At 50.9% G+C, this 16,412-nt stretch carries 22 protein-coding genes; 9 read left to right on the top strand and 13 right to left on the bottom strand.

Translation table 11 applies throughout. The features are described 5' to 3' along the window. Positions 1-7: 7 nt before the first annotated feature. The 7 genes from flgH to flgB all read right to left on the bottom strand — a co-directional run bounded on the left by flgH (position 8) and on the right by flgB (position 5,105). Positions 8-703, bottom strand: a complete 696-nt coding sequence (gene flgH / locus BSPA111_RS14880) for a flagellar basal body L-ring protein FlgH (protein WP_183271994.1) — start codon at positions 701-703, stop codon at positions 8-10. 63 nt (positions 704-766) lie between these two features. After that, on the bottom strand, positions 767-1,549 hold the full coding sequence (gene flgG, locus BSPA111_RS14885; RefSeq protein WP_064517889.1) for a flagellar basal-body rod protein FlgG: 783 nt from the start codon (positions 1,547-1,549) through the stop codon (positions 767-769). Positions 1,550-1,580: 31 nt separating this feature from the next. Continuing rightward, positions 1,581-2,336: a flagellar basal body rod protein FlgF gene (locus BSPA111_RS14890; protein ID WP_183271915.1), complete on the bottom strand. Its 756-nt coding sequence runs from the start codon at positions 2,334-2,336 to the stop codon at positions 1,581-1,583. 19 nt (positions 2,337-2,355) lie between these two features. Then, complete coding sequence (gene flgE / locus BSPA111_RS14895; RefSeq protein WP_183271916.1) at positions 2,356-3,564, bottom strand: flagellar hook protein FlgE; 1,209 nt, start codon at positions 3,562-3,564, stop codon at positions 2,356-2,358. A 27-nt stretch (positions 3,565-3,591) separates the two neighbouring features. After that, entirely contained in the window at positions 3,592-4,269 is a 678-nt protein-coding gene (gene flgD, locus BSPA111_RS14900) for a flagellar hook assembly protein FlgD (protein WP_183271917.1), read from the bottom strand. Positions 4,270-4,280: 11 nt separating this feature from the next. Beyond that, the gene (gene flgC / locus BSPA111_RS14905) at positions 4,281-4,685 is read right to left on the bottom strand and encodes a flagellar basal body rod protein FlgC (RefSeq protein WP_183271918.1); all 405 of its coding nucleotides are present in this window, start codon (positions 4,683-4,685) and stop codon (positions 4,281-4,283) included. 3 nt (positions 4,686-4,688) lie between these two features. After that, positions 4,689-5,105, bottom strand: coding sequence for a flagellar basal body rod protein FlgB (gene flgB, locus BSPA111_RS14910; RefSeq protein WP_064547847.1), 417 nt, complete (start codon positions 5,103-5,105; stop codon positions 4,689-4,691). 152 nt (positions 5,106-5,257) lie between these two features. On the opposite strand from flgB, the gene flgA reads away from it, so the two are divergent. The 3 genes from flgA to flgN all read left to right on the top strand — a co-directional run bounded on the left by flgA (position 5,258) and on the right by flgN (position 6,735). After that, positions 5,258-5,917: a flagellar basal body P-ring formation chaperone FlgA gene (gene flgA, locus BSPA111_RS14915; RefSeq protein ID WP_183271919.1), complete on the top strand. Its 660-nt coding sequence runs from the start codon at positions 5,258-5,260 to the stop codon at positions 5,915-5,917. A gap of 97 nt (positions 5,918-6,014) precedes the next feature. After that, on the top strand, positions 6,015-6,308 hold the full coding sequence (gene flgM, locus BSPA111_RS14920) for a flagellar biosynthesis anti-sigma factor FlgM (protein WP_183271920.1): 294 nt from the start codon (positions 6,015-6,017) through the stop codon (positions 6,306-6,308). Between the two features lie 4 nt (positions 6,309-6,312). Continuing rightward, the gene (flgN, locus tag BSPA111_RS14925) at positions 6,313-6,735 is read left to right on the top strand and encodes a flagella biosynthesis chaperone FlgN (RefSeq protein ID WP_183271921.1); all 423 of its coding nucleotides are present in this window, start codon (positions 6,313-6,315) and stop codon (positions 6,733-6,735) included. Between the two features lie 215 nt (positions 6,736-6,950). Here the strand turns inward: flgN and BSPA111_RS14930 are convergent, their stop codons facing one another. The 5 genes from BSPA111_RS14930 to rimJ all read right to left on the bottom strand — a co-directional run bounded on the left by BSPA111_RS14930 (position 6,951) and on the right by rimJ (position 11,374). Further along, the gene (locus BSPA111_RS14930; RefSeq protein WP_183271995.1) at positions 6,951-7,439 is read right to left on the bottom strand and encodes a cold shock domain-containing protein; all 489 of its coding nucleotides are present in this window, start codon (positions 7,437-7,439) and stop codon (positions 6,951-6,953) included. A 111-nt stretch (positions 7,440-7,550) separates the two neighbouring features. Then, complete coding sequence (gene murJ, locus BSPA111_RS14935; protein ID WP_183271922.1) at positions 7,551-9,086, bottom strand: murein biosynthesis integral membrane protein MurJ; 1,536 nt, start codon at positions 9,084-9,086, stop codon at positions 7,551-7,553. A gap of 116 nt (positions 9,087-9,202) precedes the next feature. After that, the gene (locus tag BSPA111_RS14940; RefSeq protein WP_183271923.1) at positions 9,203-10,126 is read right to left on the bottom strand and encodes a Gfo/Idh/MocA family protein; all 924 of its coding nucleotides are present in this window, start codon (positions 10,124-10,126) and stop codon (positions 9,203-9,205) included. 3 nt (positions 10,127-10,129) lie between these two features. Then, positions 10,130-10,780 (bottom strand): YceH family protein, encoded by a 651-nt coding sequence (locus tag BSPA111_RS14945; protein ID WP_183271924.1) that lies wholly within the window; start codon positions 10,778-10,780, stop codon positions 10,130-10,132. A 9-nt stretch (positions 10,781-10,789) separates the two neighbouring features. After that, the gene (rimJ, locus tag BSPA111_RS14950; protein ID WP_183271996.1) at positions 10,790-11,374 is read right to left on the bottom strand and encodes a ribosomal protein S5-alanine N-acetyltransferase; all 585 of its coding nucleotides are present in this window, start codon (positions 11,372-11,374) and stop codon (positions 10,790-10,792) included. 241 nt (positions 11,375-11,615) lie between these two features. Between rimJ and mdtH the strand changes: the two genes are divergently transcribed. Then, positions 11,616-12,824 carry a multidrug efflux MFS transporter MdtH gene (mdtH, locus tag BSPA111_RS14955; protein WP_183271925.1) on the top strand — a complete coding sequence of 403 codons (1,209 nt, stop codon included), beginning with the start codon at positions 11,616-11,618 and terminating at the stop codon, positions 12,822-12,824. A gap of 75 nt (positions 12,825-12,899) precedes the next feature. Next, positions 12,900-13,547 carry a glutaredoxin 2 gene (gene grxB / locus BSPA111_RS14960; protein ID WP_183271926.1) on the top strand — a complete coding sequence of 216 codons (648 nt, stop codon included), beginning with the start codon at positions 12,900-12,902 and terminating at the stop codon, positions 13,545-13,547. On the opposite strand, the gene BSPA111_RS14965 is transcribed toward grxB, so the two are convergent. Beyond that, positions 13,519-13,680 carry a hypothetical protein gene (locus BSPA111_RS14965; protein WP_183271927.1) on the bottom strand — a complete coding sequence of 54 codons (162 nt, stop codon included), beginning with the start codon at positions 13,678-13,680 and terminating at the stop codon, positions 13,519-13,521. The two genes, grxB and BSPA111_RS14965, sit on opposite strands and share 29 nt — an antisense overlap. Positions 13,681-13,718: 38 nt before the next feature. Here BSPA111_RS14965 and BSPA111_RS14970 point away from each other — a divergent pair, with 38 nt between their 5' ends. The 4 genes from BSPA111_RS14970 to bssS all read left to right on the top strand — a co-directional run bounded on the left by BSPA111_RS14970 (position 13,719) and on the right by bssS (position 16,387). After that, positions 13,719-14,279: a lipoprotein gene (locus BSPA111_RS14970; protein WP_183271928.1), complete on the top strand. Its 561-nt coding sequence runs from the start codon at positions 13,719-13,721 to the stop codon at positions 14,277-14,279. A 139-nt stretch (positions 14,280-14,418) separates the two neighbouring features. Further along, positions 14,419-15,465, top strand: a complete 1,047-nt coding sequence (pyrC, locus tag BSPA111_RS14975; protein WP_183271929.1) for a dihydroorotase — start codon at positions 14,419-14,421, stop codon at positions 15,463-15,465. A gap of 72 nt (positions 15,466-15,537) precedes the next feature. Continuing rightward, the gene (gene dinI, locus BSPA111_RS14980; protein WP_183271930.1) at positions 15,538-15,783 is read left to right on the top strand and encodes a DNA damage-inducible protein I; all 246 of its coding nucleotides are present in this window, start codon (positions 15,538-15,540) and stop codon (positions 15,781-15,783) included. Between the two features lie 349 nt (positions 15,784-16,132). After that, complete coding sequence (gene bssS / locus BSPA111_RS14985; protein WP_064547911.1) at positions 16,133-16,387, top strand: biofilm formation regulator BssS; 255 nt, start codon at positions 16,133-16,135, stop codon at positions 16,385-16,387. Positions 16,388-16,412: the final 25 nt, after the last annotated feature.

The raw sequence follows: 16,412 nt of genomic DNA on the forward strand, positions 1-16,412 counted from the left end.
TCCTCGCTTACATCGGCGATAAATTAAGGAAGAAGCGTTGCAACCAACCCATGTTTTGCGCTTCGTTGATATAGCCGTTACCGACATATTCGATGCGCGCATCCGCCACTTGTGTGGACGGTACGGTGTTGGAGCCACTGATCGTGCGAGGATTCACCACACCGGAGAAACGAATAAATTCGGTGCCCTGATTGATGGCTATCTGTTTTTCACCCACGACGTGCAAGTTGCCGTTTGCCAGCACCTGATCGACCGTCACGGTTAAGGTTCCGCTAAAGGTGTTACTGGCATTTGCCCCACCTTTACCGTTGAAACTGTTCCCGCCTTCAACATCGACATCCGCACGGTTATTACCGAACAGCCCTTCGAGATAGCGCGGAGTCACGTTAAAGCCAAAGTTTGTTTTGCCATCACGGCTGGCATTAGCCGACGAACTCTTACTGGCACTGACATTTTCCTGGAGCACAATGGTCAAGGTGTCGCCGACGTTACGTGGGCGGCGGTCTTCGAACAGTGGTTGATACCCATAGTTCACCGGTTGCGCCGTCTGGAAAATAGAACCATTCACTACCGGTGCAGGGCCAGGGACTGGCTGAGCCGTGGTCGCCCCTTCCACCAGCGGTTTTGTTGGTATCAGTGCGCAGCCACTTGTGGTCAGCACCAGAAACATCACGATAGGACGAAGAACCATTGGGTTTTGCATTGCTTTCATCTTCAGGTCATTCAGATAACGACAGCCGGCGCGAAGCTCGCACCGGCAAACGCCTTACAACTGCGTCAGCTTTTGCAGCATCTGGTCAGTAGTAGAAACGGCTTTACTGTTGATTTCGTAAGCGCGCTGAACCTGGATCATATTCACCAGCTCTTCAGCAACATTCACGTTAGAGGTTTCAACATACCCCTGATACAGCAGACCCGCGCCGTTAAGCCCTGGAGTGCTTTCATTTGGCGTACCGGACGACTGGGTTTCCGCATAGAGGTTTTCACCCAGGCTTTCCAGACCCGTGTCATTCATAAAGGTGGTCAAATTAAGCTGTCCCACCTGAACGGGTTGCGCCTGACCCTGTTGCGTCACGCTCACAATGCCATCACGTCCAACAGTAATGGTCAGGGCGTTTGCAGGAATCGTAATCGCAGGCTGTACCTGGAAACCGCCTGCAGTGACTAACTGGCCGTTTTGATCCACCTGGAATGAACCATCGCGGGTATACGCGCTGGTGCCATCCGGCAGTTGCACCTGGAAGAACCCCTGGCCTTTAATTGCCACATCTTTGCTGTTGTTGGTCTGGGACAGGTTACCCTGACTGTGCAGGCGCTCGGTTGCCACCGGACGCACGCCCGTACCAATCTGCAAGCCTGACGGCAGTGTGGTCTGTTCAGAAGATTGCGCACCAGGCTGACGAATTGTCTGGTACAGCAAGTCTTCAAACACCGCGCGTTGACGCTTAAAACCATTGGTGGAGACGTTTGCCAGGTTGTTGGCAATCACATCCATGTTGGTTTGCTGGGCATCAAGACCGGTTTTAGCGATCCATAAAGAACTGATCATTTTGAATTCCTGTTAGTGTCACGGCTTAGCATCAGGTCATTGACAACAGCTGATTGGCCCGCTGTTCGTTTTCATCAACACTTGAAATAATTTTCATCTGCATTTCAAAACGACGGGCGTTAGCAATCATGTCGGTCATTGCTTCCACGGGTTTAACGTTACTGCCTTCCAGAACGCCCGGCATCAATGAGATGCTGGCATCAGCCTGTAACGTTGCGCCTCGCGTCGCCATAGCCATTTGGCTCGGACGGAAAAAGCCATCATCGCCGCGCACCACTTCCTGGCCGGTGGCTTTCACCAGTTTTAAACGGCCAATCGGTGCCACGGTATTTGGCTGGTCGCCTGCGTTTAATGCAGAAATAGTGCCGTCTGCCGCGATAGTCAGCTGCGCGCCCTGAGGCACGGCAATCGGGCCACCCTCGCCCATCACCGGTTGCCCGCCGATGGTCAATTGCCCGGCAGGACTGACCTGCATATTGCCGTTGCGGGTATAAGCCTCTGTACCATCAGCACTTTGTACCGCCAGCCAGCCATTTTGTTGCAGTGCAACATCCAGCGGGCGCTGGGTGTAATCCAGCTGCCCTTGCGACATATCCACGCCCGGCGTTGACGCTGTGACCAGGGTACGAGTCGGCAAAGAAAGCCCTTCCACCGGTACGGCACGCAATGCAGTCAACTGCGCACGAAAGCCAGGTGTTGAAGCGTTTGCCAGGTTGCTGGCCGTCACCGCTTGTTGATTCAGCGTCTGACTAGCCGCACCCATGGCGGTATAAATTGCGTGATCCATTAAGCTATCCCGTCAGTGCTTAGCGCAGGTTAACCAGAGTGTTGAGGATCTGATCCTGGGTTTTGATGGTCTGCGCATTCGACTGGTAGTTACGCTGCGCGACAATCATGTTGACCAGTTCTTTACTCAGATCGACGTTCGAAGACTCCAGTGCGCCGTTGGTCAGGCTACCGAAGTTACCTGTACCTGCGGTGCCCAACAGTGCAACGCCGGACGAGTTGGTTGCCGACCAAACGTTATTCCCTTCAGAGGAGAGCCCTTCCGGGTTAGCAAAGTTAGACAGAACAATCTGGCCTAACAGCTGGGTTTGCTCGTTGGAGTAGTTGCCGACAAGCGTGCCGTCATCGTTGATCTGATAGCTGACCAGGTCACCTGGCTTATAACCATTCTGATTAGCAGCCACGATGTTGTTTGAGCCGGTGTTCTGCTGCATGGAGTTCAAGAAGCTGAGGCTGAATGTTGCCGGAGTTGCACCATTAATCGCCCCGGTTGTCAGGGTATTTGTGGTACCACCAGTCAAGATGCCATTGCTGTTGAACACCATAGAATCGCCTTTAACCACAGGGCTGTTCGCGACACTGCTGTCCTGGGTGTAGACATCCCAGGTATTTTCCGTCGTCGATTTAACAAAGAAGACGTTCATATCATGGGCGTTACCCTGGCTGTCATAGACAGTGATAGAACCTTTTTTGTTATAGGTATCTGAATCAGCGGCGTTAAAGGGGGTTTTGGCCGGTGTTTTATCGGTGGAGTTCAGGTTGATCTGCATCGATGCGGTGGTCGTGGTTTTTGCAGCCATCAGGGTGTTAGGTACCGCAAGACCCGTTGGGTTTGCCCCTTCCTGAATGGTTGGCGGTGTACCGGTTGCCGGATAGCCCGTTAACTGCATACCCTGCATGTTCACCAGATTACGGTTTTCATCTAATTTGAACTGGCCGTTACGGCTGTAGTACACCGAACCGTTGGTATCCACCAGGCGGAAGAAACCATTCTGGCTAATTGCCACATCCAGACCACGTCCAGTGTTAGTCGTTGTGCCGTCGTTAAAATCCTGAGTAATACCCGCCACTTTAACGCCCAGGCCCACTTTAGAACCGGCGAACATATCAGCGAAAGAAACGCTACCTGCTTTGAAGCCGTAGGTGGCGGAGTTGGCGATGTTGTTACCAATTACGTCCAGGTTGGTGGCCGCAGCATTCAGGCCGCTGACCGCTTGTGAAAAGCCCATGTTTTACTCCTGCAAAGGGTTGGAGGCTTAAATAATCTGCCTGATGTCATCGAGAGTGGAGGTGCCGTAAGTACCGAGATCGAGCAAGGTCTTGCCATTACTGAGTGTTACGCCGTTGACCATGGCAAAATTAAGCGGCTGAGCCACCAACTGCGTACTGCCATTACTGGCACTGATAGCGACGTTGTAGGCCCCATCCGGTGCCGTTGTGCCGTCAGTCATGCTGCCATCCCAGGTAAAGGTATGAACACCGGCGGTGACCGCACCAATATCGAGAGTACGAACCACTTTGCCCGTGTTATCCGTGATCGTTGCGGTGACTTTATCGGCCGCCTGCTGTAGCTCAACACCAAAAGGCGTCGTCGCTTCACTCCCTGCCAGAATTTTCGTACCGGGAATCATCACGCCATGACCAATCAAGGCGCTGGCCTGCACAGACTGGTTATTGGTCAACTGACCTGATACTGAGCCGAGCGTGGTATTGAGTTTTTCAATACCGCTGACGGTGCTGATTTGTGCCAGCTGTGTCGTCAGTTCGTTGTTTTGCAGAGGATTGGTTGGGTCCTGGTTTTTCAGCTGCGCGACAAGCAGCGTCAAAAAACTACTTTGCAGGTCAGCCGCGTTGCTGCCTGTCAGATTACTGTTACCCGATAATGCATTAACACCACTGGTTGTGGTGTCATTCATATTAACGGCGATGCCCATCAGTCACTCCTTTACTGACCCAGAGTCAGGGTTTTCAACATCATGCTTTTCACGGTGTTGAGTACTTCCACGTTGGCCTGGTAGCTACGGGATGCCGACATGCTGTTAACCATCTCGCCCACCACATCCACATTCGGCATGCGTACATAACCTTTGGCGTCTGCCAGCGGGTTTCCCGGCTGGAACACCAGTTTGTCCGGTGCCTGGCTCTCTTCAACACCCATCACTTTTACGCCACCCGTTTCAGCGCCTGGGGCTGCATCAACCTGGAAAACAACCTGCTTAGCGCGATAAGGCTGGCCGTCCGGGCCCGTTGCACTATCGGCGTTAGCCAGGTTACTCGCCGCCACGTTCATACGCTTGGATTGCGCAGTCATCGCGGAGCCGGCAATATCAAAAATATTCAGCAAAGCCATCTGTTAGCCACCCTGTTGTAGCACCGACATCATGCCCTTGATTTGGCCGCCGAGAACCGTAAGGTCGGACTGGTATTTCAGGCTGTTATCGGCAAATTGTGTACGTTCACGGTCCATATCGACGGTATTACCATCCATCGACGGTTGGTCAGGAACGCGGTAGAGAAGATCAAGCGAAGGTGCTGAGTGTGTTGCCGCAGGGATATGGCGCGCGGACGTGAGCGCAAGCGCAACACCGCTGCCTTCGGCACGACCCCGTTCCATCACTTTTTTCATTTCACTGGCAAAATCAATATCGCGAGCCTGATAGCCCGGTGTATCCGCATTAGCGATATTTGCAGCCAGTATTTCCTGACGCTGGGCGCGCAAATTTATCGCTTCTTGCTGAAATCGCAGCGCGGCATCCAGTTTGTCGAGCATGTCCCCTCCGCATAATTAGGATTTGTCCGACAGCTTAAAGCGCCTTACGCGTGCGTTATCGTTGGAATAGGCACAAAATGCGTCGCTATTTATCGCCTTGATCATTTCGGTGTGCGGTTAAAATCACTGCAATCTGAGCAAGGAGAAACGTCATGACTGGTCTGAAAACCTGGAGCGCAGTAGCACTTTTGCTGGCTTGCCCTGCGGCATTAGCCAGCATTCTGGATGCGCCTCTGAGCCAGTTTTTCCAGCAGCGCCTGGCGGGAATTAGCGATGATGTCACCGTGATTGTGAAAACGCCTGATGCACAATTGCCGCCCTGCCCACTTCCTGATTTTTCTATGCCGGGGAACAGTCGCCTGTGGGGAAACGTGAGCGTTATGGCGCAATGTGGTAACGATAAGCGGTACATTCAGGCGGAAGTCCAGGCTATCGGAAACTACGTCGTGGCAGCACAGGCATTACCGCGTGGCAGCGTTATCACCGAAAGTCAGCTTCAGCTTAAACATGGACGACTTGATCAGCTCCCACCGCGTGCGATACTGGATTTACGCCAGGTAAGCAGTGCAGTAACGCTGCGCGACATCGCACCGAATCAACCCATTTTGATGTCGATGGTGCGCCAGTCATGGCGAGTCAAAGCCGGGCAGCAGGTTCAGGTTGTGGCGGCCGGTGAAGGATTTAGTGTTAATAGCGAAGGTAAAGCACTGAACAACGCCGCCGTTTCGCAGAATGCTCGGGTTCGAATGAGTTCGGGACAAATTGTGAGCGGGGTCGTCGATGCTGATGGGAATATTCTGATTAGCTTATAATATTCTACCGGTAGCTAAGAAGGCTATAAAGGTTCTACGGCGGCTGCCGATAGTGTATTAACAGATGATAGAAATTGCCCTCGATGAGGAAAGAATAATGAGCATTGATCGCACGTCTCCTTTGAAACCGGTAAGTACCGTACAACCACGCGAAACGCCAGAAGCTCAGATTCAAAAGAGCCAGCTGGTGAAAAGCGCGACCCTCAAAAGCACCAATGTGACCCTCAGTGACGCACAGGCTAAGTTAATTCAGCCGGGCAGCGGGGATATTAATATGGAACGCGTTGAAGCACTTAAAACTGCTATCCGTAACGGTGAGCTGAAAATGGATACCGGCAAAATCGCCGATGCGCTAATCCAGGAAGCTCAAAGCTATTTATCGAGTAAATAATTGCATGAGTCGTCTGTTAGAAGTGATGGATCAAATGACTGTGGTTCTCAACTCTCTTAAAGAGGTGATGGACGCCGAACAGCAACAATTATCCGCAGGCCATGTGAATGGCAGTGCATTGCAACGTATCACTGAAGATAAAAGCTCCTTGCTTGCGACGCTTGATTATCTTGAGCAGCAGCGTCGTGCCGCACAGAATGTCGAAACTATCGGCAGCACGGATATCAGCCAACGTTGGCAGACGATTACACAAAAAACGCAGCACTTACGCGACATTAACCAGCATAACGGTTGGTTGTTAGAAGATCAGTTAGCGCGTAATGAACAGGCGCTGGCGATACTCAAACCGCATCAGGAACCGAATCTCTACGGTGCCGATGGACAAGCGACGACTGTTAGTCGTGGTGGCAAGAAAATAACGATTTAACTCCCTGCCAAAATTCGAGTGAGGGACTGCCATGCAGGCGAGTCCTCACTGTACTTATATAAATACCGCCCTTTCTTCCTGATGCAATCCCTTCAGCCGTACAGCCTTGTTCGGTGATTTTGAATGTGTTTTTTAACGGATATCATCCAGCGGAAAAATCGCCAGTTCAGGAGGGGGGTGTAGAGCTCATGGCTGGCTGAGCTCTACGAAACAGCTTATTTCAGACCTTTGAGGATCTTCATGGTCGCTTCAACATCAATTTCATCTTCGGAGAAGATTAATGTTGAGCCCTGGAAAGTCGTCACGGCCAGTTTCTTCAGCGTACGCATTTCACCCGGCTTTGGCTCCGCTTTAGGGCGAATGCTGTTCATCAGTGCGCCGACCGACAGCACTGCATTTTCTTTATCGATCTTGGTTTCGGCTGGCACTTCTTCGCTGTAGACCAGGAAAGATTTAATCGCCGTGATTTTGATGCGCTCGCCTGCAATAAAGATGTACTTGCTGTCGGGTTCAACTTTCACCGCGAAAGCAGACAAGCCTTTATTGTTCGTGGTTGGCTCGAAAGTCACTGAGGCATCTTTTTTAATCAGCTCAGGGTTGGCGACCTTAATCACATGAAAATAACGATTGTCACCGTTTTCATCTTTGATAAAACCGAAACCTTTATCTTCAAACCAGGTTGTGATTACTCCGTGCATCGCTATACCGCCTAATTAATATTCTAATATGTCAAATTTTGCAGCGCGCAGTTTAATGCAGAATGCCCGTGCCGACCATGTCTTTGGCCCAAGTCGGCACGATAATTTGCCATCACACTAGATTGTGCGTCGGGCAAAATCCTTCACTCTGAATCCCAGCACCATTAAGGTTGCGAAATAAGCCGCAATCCCGGCGACGACTACCGCCATCAGACGCAGTAAACGATAAGCCATGGAGCCTAAATCCCAGGCTGGCATCACGTGCATCATGCCGACCAGTACCGCTGCCATCACAATCACACCGGCAAACAGACGCCACAGAAACGCGCCCCACCCCGGTTGAGGCTGGAATATTTTGCGTTTACGTAATTGCCAGTATAGCAGGCTGGCATTCAGACACGCCCCCAGACCAATCGACAATGACAGCCCGGCATGCTTAAGCGGGCCGATAAAAGCAAGGTTCATTACCTGAGTCATAATCAGCGTGACGATAGCGATTTTGACCGGTGTTTTGATGTCCTGACGCGAATAGAAGCCCGGTGCCAGCACTTTCACTACAATCAGCCCCATCAAACCGACGGAATACGCCACCAGCGCACGTTGCGTCATCAACGCATCAAAGGCCGTGAATTTACCGTACTGGAACAACGATACCGTCAGCGGTTTGGCCAGAATCCCCAACGCCACTGCACTGGGTAAAGCCAGCAAGAAACATAAACGCAAACCCCAATCCATCAGGCGCGAGTATTCGTCATGGTTGCCACTGGCAAAGCTTTTCGCCAGCGAAGGCAGGAGAATCGTACCCAACGCAACGCCCAACACACCGGATGGGAATTCCATCAAACGGTCAGCGTAATACATCCATGAAACCGAGCCGGAGGCGAGAAACGAGGCAAAAATGGTGTTGATGATTAAGGAAATCTGGCTGACGGAAACCCCGAGTATCGCAGGCCCCATCTGCTTGATGACACGCATCGCGCCTGCATCTTTAAGGTTTACGCGCGGCAGAACCAGCATGCCAATCTTTTTAAGATGGGGTAACTGATATGCCAATTGCAGCACGCCACCCACCGTCACCGCCCAGGCCAGCGCCAGAATCGGCGGGTTAAAGTACGGAGCGGCAAACAGTGCGAAACCGATCATACTGAGGTTCAGAAACGTCGGCGCAAAAGCCGGGACCGAGAAACGGTTCCAGGTGTTAAGAATGGCCCCACACAGCGAGGCCAGTGAGATCAGGAAAATATAGGGGAAGGTTATCCGCAGCAAGCTGGAAGTCAGATTGAATTTGTCTGCGGTATCCGCAAAACCGGGGGCAGTCACCAGGATAACCCACGGAGCGGCAATCATCCCGATGACAGTCACCACCGCCAGTGCGAGCGTCAGTAGCCCTGAGACATAAGAGACAAATACGCGCGTGGCATCTTCTCCCTGCTTACTTTTGTACTCAGCAAGTATTGGCACAAACGCCTGCGAGAAGGCTCCTTCGGCAAAAATACGACGCAATAAGTTAGGCAGTTTGAAGGCCACAAAAAAGGCATCCGTCGCCATCCCTGCCCCAAAAACCCTTGCCACAATGGCGTCACGTGCAAATCCCAGCACGCGAGAAAACATCGTCATCGAGCTGACTGCTGCCAGCGATTTTAATAAATTCATTATTATGTGGTTCCACAAACATCAACGCCTGCTGGGCAGGCGTTGTAATGGGCATTTCGTTCAGGCGCTTATAGTACCGATACACAGCCGAAATACTACTATCAGATGTTACTGTGTTATTCGCTCATCGATTCCCGCCATAGTTTTTCAACCACGCGCTGCGCCATGAGCGCTTGCTCGCCCGAGGTTTCAGGAACCGTCTGATTTGCCACGCAATCGAGGAAATGACGCGCACAGCCTACAAAACCGCGCTGTTCGAGGGTGGTTTGCCAGCCAGGAATGGGGCGATTCACCAGCCCGTTTCCGCACTCCTCGCGCCACTCACGCATATCCGTTACATCGAATAATCCACCGTCGGTGACCGCTTGCACCCACTCACGCTGGCTCCCTGCACGACGATGCATGCTGGTGGTGATTTGCAAATTACCGCGGGCAAAATGATGCTCAGCAAACAGCATTTGCCCCTGGTCGTTAGTTTGTAACGACCCGCTTTGCAGTTGCGCTTCCCCACCGGCCAGCCACAGCGCGGTATCAACAACATGCAGATAATCATCAAGCAACGTAAAGCGCAGATCGTTTGGCCCGACGCTGTCAGCACGGTGTTTGTCCATGCGCAGCGATGCGCCATTAGCCAGTTTGGTTTTCAAATCCTGATACAACGGAGAGAAGCGGCGGTTAAAACCGACCATCAGCGTGCGCTTTTGCTTCTGTGCCATTTCCACTAAACGCTCGGCGTCTGCAAGGTTTTCTGCCAGCGGCTTATCAACACAAACGTTAACGCCCGCCTGCAATAACTCGCTGACTACCGCGTAATGGCTGCTCGTCGCACTGTGTACGAATACCGCATCACATTGCGCTGCCAGTGCAGAAATAGAAGGAACGTAGGGGATACGGTAACTATCACAGACCTTCTGCGCTTTGGTTTGAGTTGGGGAAAAAGCCCCCTGCAGCGTCCAGTCACTGGCCGCGGTTAATACCGGCAGCCACGCTTTTTGGGCGATGCCACCCAAACCAACAACGCCGACGCGAAGTTTAGTCATTCATTAATCCCCAAGATGGGCGAGCAGTGAATCGAGACGTTGTTTGAGATCGGCAACTTCGTTTTCAAGCTGTTCAACACGGGCCGTTAAATCATCACCCGGTGCAGCAACACTCTCGGAACTGATGGTCTGTGATGCATCAACTTCGCCGCTAAAGAGGTGCATATAGCGGCTTTCACGTTTGCCTGGCTCACGCGGTAAACGCACGACGAATGGGCCATCTTCGCGGTTGGCAAGATTTTCGAGCGTCGCTTCAACCTGCGCCATATCGCTGAACTCGAACATTCTTCCAGCACGAGAACGTAATTCACCTGGCGTCTGGGCGCCACGTAATAACAGTATTGTCACCACAGCCACTTCAGCGGCTGAAAGTTTCAGGTCGCCAAACTCGGAATTACAGAATCGTTGTTCATACTTTGTCACGCGATTGCCAAACCCGCTGACGGTGCGCAAAAAGTGGCGTTTGACCAGCGTATCCAGCGTTTCTTGCACATCATGCTCTTTCAGATCCATGACCGGTTCACGGTTGGTTTTCTGATTACACGCCGTCACGACGCCGTTGACCGACATGGGATATTGTTCAGGCGTGGTCACCTGCTTTTCCATCAGGCTACCCACAACTCGCGCTTCAACCGCAGTTAACTGATATTTCATTTCACGTCCTTAACGGCCAGGGGTCCATTCTTTGGTGGTGAGCGCGGTCAGAACATGATCCCGCCACACACCATCAATCAGTAAATACTCTTTGGCATAACCTTCTTTTTCAAAACCGAGGCGTGCCAGTAAATCGCCGCTACGCTGGTTATGCGGCATATAGTTCGCCATGATGCGATGAATATGCTGACTGCGCTGCATATAACGAATCGCGGTGGTCAGCGCTTCAAACATCAAGCCCTGGCCCTGCCATTTTTCACCCAGGGAATACCCCAGATAACAGGCATGGAATGAGCCGCGCACAACATTCGAGAAATTGGCGACACCGCGAATCTCTTTTTCTTCAGGGTCGAGTAGCGCAAAATAATAGGCGCTGCCTTGCTTGTGCATTTCGCTTATCATGCCCAGTCGCGCTTGCCAGCCCGAAGGATAACAATGGCTGTCATCACGAATCGGCTCCCACGGTTTCAGGAACTGACGGTTTTCGGCGTAATAATCTGCCAGACGCCAGGCATCTCGCTCATACACCAGACGCACCACCAGGCGGTCGGTTGATAAGCGTACTTTCGGCACGTTACTGCGGTAGCCAAACATGTTCACCCCTACTCCTCACATCCCATATTTTCTTCGGCAACATAATTACTATACCTGCGGCTGGCTGCGGAAGGAAAACAACAACATGCAGATTTTACATCTGCTCAATCTTTTTCGATTAAAGAGTTCAATCGAAGCCTTAGATTGATTAAAAAATATTGTCATATCCCTGACTGTCAAAAACCCACATAGCAGTAGAGAATAGAAGTTCATCACACTTTTAAAATTCCCAGGAGGGGAGATGTCACGGGTAGCGCAGGCCAGGAGCCTGGGTAAATACTTCTTATTGCTCGATAACATGTTAGTTGTATTAGGCTTCTTCGTGGTTTTCCCTCTAATTTCCATTCGCTTTGTCGACCAAATGGGTTGGGCTGCGCTAATGGTCGGTATTGCGCTCGGCTTGCGACAACTGACGCAGCAGGGGTTGGGGATTTTTGGCGGCGCTATTGCTGACCGGTTCGGCGCAAAACCCATGATTGTCACCGGCATGCTGTTGCGTGCGGTTGGGTTTGCCACGATGGGTATCGCCCACGAACCCTGGCTACTGTGGCTGTCGTGCTTTATCTCCGGTGTTGGTGGCACGTTATTCGACCCGCCTCGCGCCGCACTGGTCGTTAAACTGGTTCGCCCGCATCAACGAGGGCGCTTCTTCTCAATTCTGATGATGCAAGACAGCGCGGGTGCGGTAATTGGTGCGCTGCTCGGCAGTTGGTTGCTGCAATATGATTTCCGTCTGGTTTGTGGTGCCGGTGCGGTAATGTTTGTTATTTGCGCGATCGTCAATGCCTGGTTGCTGCCTGCGTATAAACTTTCCACCATCCGCACACCCATGCTTGAAGGGATGGGACGCGTACTGCGTGACAGAAGATTTGTCACGTACGTGCTGACGCTCGCCGGTTATTACATGCTTGCAGTGCAGGTCATGTTAATGCTGCCGATTATGGTCAACGAAATTGCCGGAACACCTGCCGCCGTGAAGTGGATGTATGCCATTGAAGCCGCGCTGTCGTTGACGCTGCTCTACCCGATTGCCCGCTGGAGTGAAAAACGCTTCCGCCTTGAGCAGCGCCTGATGGCTGGGTTGTTCCTGATGACATTGGCGATGTTGCCGATTGGCCTGACGAATAATCTTCAGCAGTTGTTCACGCTGATTTGCGTGTTTTACATCGGCTCAATCATTGCTGAACCTGCCCGTGAAACACTGGGCGCATCGCTCGCAGATTCCCGTGCTCGCGGGAGTTATATGGGATTCAGCCGTTTGGGTTTGGCCATTGGTGGTGCTTTAGGTTATGCCGGGGGCGGTTGGCTATACGACGCAGGAAAAACGATCAACCAGCCGGAACTCCCGTGGATGATGCTCGGGATTATTGGCGTGATCACCTTGATTGCGCTGTGGTGGCAATTTAGCGCTAAACCGGTCGAACCATCGATGCTTGAGCCAGGTAACTAGTTTGCGGCCCTCATTTTTCTCTACCATACTGAAAAGTTGACGGATTTAGTCCGTAAATCAAAATGGAGGAATAACGTGAAGCTTTATATCTACGATCACTGCCCTTTTTGCCTCAAAGCACGCATGATTTTTGGCTTAAAGAATATCCCCATTGAGCTAAATGTTCTGCTAAATGACGATGAAGCCACCCCGACAAAAATGGTTGGCAAGAAAGTGGTGCCCATCTTGCAAAAAGACGACAGCCGCTACATGCCTGAAAGCATGGATATCGTGCACTACGTCGATAAACTTGATGGCGAACCACTGCTGACGGGGAGTACCCACGCGGCTATTAGTGACTGGTTGCGCCACGTCAATAGCTATGTTCAACAGTTGCTTCTTCCCCGTATTGCTAAAGCTCCCTTTGATGAGTTTGCCACACCGGAAGCGCGGGCTTATTTCGTCCACAAGAAAGAGGCGATGAGCGGTTCTTTCGCTGACCACCTCTCGCATTCGCCGGGCCTTATCAAGAAAATATCAGACGATCTGCGCAAGCTCGATAAACTCATTGTGCAACCTAATGCGGTCAATGGTGAGCTATCTGATGATGATATTCATCTGTTCCCACTGCTGCGTAACCTGACGCTGGTTGCCGGAATTGAGTGGCCAAGCCGTGTGGCGGCGTACCGCGATAATATGGCCAAACAGACGCAAATTAACCTGCTTTCATCCCACGCAATTTAATTGCCGTTAAGGCTTTTCCCCAGAGCGGGTAAGCATAATGCTCACCCGCCGCATTCGGCCCTGCAAGACTTGCAATCTGGTTTTCAGTTTTTTCCGGTAGCACTACCTGCACGATTAGATCATGATGTTGCATGTCAGGATCTGTTTCAAAGCAGCATGTTAAGGAACTCCATGAAAAAGATAGTTTTAGCCGCAGCATTAATACTCTGCGGATTAGTGGTGGGTTGTAACCAGCTAACGCAATACACCGTCAGCGAACAGGAAATCAACCACGCGCTGCAAAAACGCAATAATTTCTCTAAAGATATTGGCCTGCCAGGTGTTGCCGATGCCCATATTGTATTGAACAATTTATCCAGTGCGATTGGCCGTGAAGAAGCGAATAAAGTCACGTTAACAGGTGATGCCAAACTGGAGATGACTTCGATTTTCGGCGATCAAAAAGCCAACATCAAACTGAAGCTAAAAGCGTTACCAACGTTCAATAAAGAGCAAGGCGCGATTTATTTGCAAGAAATGGAAGTAGTAGACGCAACTGTCGAACCTCAAAAAATGCAAACCATTGTCCAGACACTCATTCCGTATCTGAATCAGTCACTGCGCAATTACTTCAATCAACAACCGGCTTACGTGTTGGGTGAAGACCGCAGCACCGGTGAGAATCTGGCTAAAAAATACGCTAAAGGGATTGAAGTTAAGCCCGGCGAAATTGTGATTCCTTTTACTGAGTAATTCTCACTGTATTGGGGAGGGCCGTACCCGCTCCTCCCCAAGAAAATCTCAACGAAAATGGTGCAAAGCGAAACGTTTGCGCTTATTCTTTGTGTCCGGCACAAATCATCGTTAAATCCTTCCTAGCCGGAGCACTTTCATGACCGTATTACCTCAGGTATTAAAAATTCGCCGCCCAGATGACTGGCATGTTCACCTTCGTGATGGTGACATGTTAAAAACGGTGGTGCCTTATACCAGCGAAACTTATGGTCGCGCGATTGTCATGCCAAACCTGGTGCCGCCAGTCACAACGGTCGAAGCCGCTATTGCCTATCGCCAGCGTATTCTGGATGCCGTACCGCAGGGGCATAATTTCGAACCCCTGATGACCTGTTATCTCACCGATTCTTTAGACCCTAACGAAGTTGAACGTGGGTTTAATGAAAACGTGTTTGCCGCAGCAAAACTCTATCCTGCCAATGCGACAACGAACTCAAGCCATGGTGTCACCAGCACCGCCGCGATTTTACCGGTGCTTGAGCGCATGCAAAAAATCGGCATGCCGCTGCTTATTCACGGCGAAGTGACGCACGCTGACATTGATATTTTTGACCGTGAAGCGCGTTTTATCGAAACCGTCCTGGAGCCTTTGCGCCAGCAATTACCGGAACTGAAAGTGGTGTTCGAACACATCACCACCAAAGATGCCGCGCAGTATGTGAAGGAAGGAAACTCCCTGCTGGGCGCGACCATTACTCCGCAGCACCTGATGTTTAACCGTAACCACATGTTGGTTGGCGGCGTGCGCCCTCACCTGTATTGCCTGCCTATTTTAAAACGCAGCATTCATCAGGAAGCGTTGCGCGAACTGGTTGCCAGCGGATGTGACCGTGTGTTCCTCGGTACAGATTCCGCGCCACACGCGCGTCATCGTAAAGAAGCAAGCTGTGGCTGCGCGGGTTGCTTTAACGCGCCGTCAGCCCTGGGTGCTTACGCGACAGTATTTGAAGAGATGAATGCGCTTGGGCACTTTGAAGCGTTTACGTCGCTCAATGGCCCGCGTTTCTATGGCCTGCCTGTTAACGAAGAAACCATAGAGTTGGTTCGTACACCGGTCACAATGCCAGAAACTATTGCCACCAGTGATGACAGCATCGTGCCGTTCCTGGCCGGTGAACAAGTGAACTGGTCAGTTAAAGCTTAATTTTAACGCCCCCTGTTGCATATTGAACAATATAACTGTATACATATACAGTATATTTCACAGGGGGCTGTTATGCGTATTGAAGTCACTATTGCCAAAACTACATCTCTGCCACCAGGCGCTATTGACGCGCTTGCGAACGAACTTTCACGCCGAATAACTCAACACTATCCTGAAAACGAAAACCACGTTCAGGTGCGTTATGCTGCCGCTAATAACCTCTCAGTGTTAGGTGCCAGCAAAGAAGATCGCGATCGCATTAGCGAAATATTGCAAGAGACCTGGGAAAGCGCTGACGACTGGTTTGCTGCGGATTAAAACTCATCATGGAAGGTGGTCGACTTAACATTGAGTCGCCGCTCATTTCAGGTAAAAAATTCCCTCGTTGTTTTTTATGCCGGGTGTCGCCATCCGGTTTTTTTATTTTTTGAAACTCACCCAGCAGGCTCATTCCACCTTTCTCTTCTTACTCAGAATCTTCCCAATACAAAAGAATAAAGCGTCGAAATAACGTACAATCGAACCCTATAATGTAAAAAAAGTGTTGCAGGGTATTTATTTCTTCGTCGAAATAGCTTAATCATTGATATACTTAACTGGCTTCACATTAAACAAGCATTAAACCTCGCGAACCGTTGTCTTAAACACACGTATAAAAGGGGTTATGATGGAAAAAAATAGTGATGTTATCCAGACCCATCCCCTTGTTGGATGGGACATCAGTACCGTAGATAGCTACGACGCACTGATGCTTCGCCTGCACTACCTGACCTCCAATACGCAAAAGCACGACGAAACTGAAATCGGTCAAACGTTATGGCTGACCACGGATGTTGCCCGGCAATTTATATCAATTCTTGAAGCCGGCATTGCTAAGATTGAATCTAGTGATTACCAGGTAAGCGATTATCGTAAGCATTGATTGCCGATGCTGCCCAAATAACACA

It is taken from the genome of Buttiauxella sp. A111 (assembly GCF_014189855.1).
In the GTDB taxonomy this organism is placed as follows: domain Bacteria; phylum Pseudomonadota; class Gammaproteobacteria; order Enterobacterales; family Enterobacteriaceae; genus Buttiauxella; species Buttiauxella selenatireducens.

Coding starts and splice junctions, on each gene's coding strand:
- flgM (WP_183271920.1), top strand. CDS start 6,015: ATGAGCATTGATCGCACGTCTCCTTTGAAACCGGTAAGTACCGTACAA.
- bssS (WP_064547911.1), top strand. CDS start 16,133: ATGGAAAAAAATAGTGATGTTATCCAGACCCATCCCCTTGTTGGATGG.
- mdtH (WP_183271925.1), top strand. CDS start 11,616: ATGTCACGGGTAGCGCAGGCCAGGAGCCTGGGTAAATACTTCTTATTG.
- flgG (WP_064517889.1), bottom strand. CDS start 1,549: ATGATCAGTTCTTTATGGATCGCTAAAACCGGTCTTGATGCCCAGCAA.
- flgB (WP_064547847.1), bottom strand. CDS start 5,105: ATGCTCGACAAACTGGATGCCGCGCTGCGATTTCAGCAAGAAGCGATA.
- BSPA111_RS14965 (WP_183271927.1), bottom strand. CDS start 13,680: ATGCAACATCATGATCTAATCGTGCAGGTAGTGCTACCGGAAAAAACT.
- flgD (WP_183271917.1), bottom strand. CDS start 4,269: ATGGGCATCGCCGTTAATATGAATGACACCACAACCAGTGGTGTTAAT.
- flgE (WP_183271916.1), bottom strand. CDS start 3,564: ATGGGCTTTTCACAAGCGGTCAGCGGCCTGAATGCTGCGGCCACCAAC.
- flgA (WP_183271919.1), top strand. CDS start 5,258: ATGACTGGTCTGAAAACCTGGAGCGCAGTAGCACTTTTGCTGGCTTGC.
- dinI (WP_183271930.1), top strand. CDS start 15,538: ATGCGTATTGAAGTCACTATTGCCAAAACTACATCTCTGCCACCAGGC.
- pyrC (WP_183271929.1), top strand. CDS start 14,419: ATGACCGTATTACCTCAGGTATTAAAAATTCGCCGCCCAGATGACTGG.
- flgN (WP_183271921.1), top strand. CDS start 6,313: ATGAGTCGTCTGTTAGAAGTGATGGATCAAATGACTGTGGTTCTCAAC.
- BSPA111_RS14945 (WP_183271924.1), bottom strand. CDS start 10,780: ATGAAATATCAGTTAACTGCGGTTGAAGCGCGAGTTGTGGGTAGCCTG.
- rimJ (WP_183271996.1), bottom strand. CDS start 11,374: ATGTTTGGCTACCGCAGTAACGTGCCGAAAGTACGCTTATCAACCGAC.
- murJ (WP_183271922.1), bottom strand. CDS start 9,086: ATGAATTTATTAAAATCGCTGGCAGCAGTCAGCTCGATGACGATGTTT.
- BSPA111_RS14940 (WP_183271923.1), bottom strand. CDS start 10,126: ATGACTAAACTTCGCGTCGGCGTTGTTGGTTTGGGTGGCATCGCCCAA.
- flgC (WP_183271918.1), bottom strand. CDS start 4,685: ATGGCTTTGCTGAATATTTTTGATATTGCCGGCTCCGCGATGACTGCG.
- BSPA111_RS14890 (WP_183271915.1), bottom strand. CDS start 2,336: ATGGATCACGCAATTTATACCGCCATGGGTGCGGCTAGTCAGACGCTG.
- BSPA111_RS14970 (WP_183271928.1), top strand. CDS start 13,719: ATGAAAAAGATAGTTTTAGCCGCAGCATTAATACTCTGCGGATTAGTG.
- flgH (WP_183271994.1), bottom strand. CDS start 703: ATGCAAAACCCAATGGTTCTTCGTCCTATCGTGATGTTTCTGGTGCTG.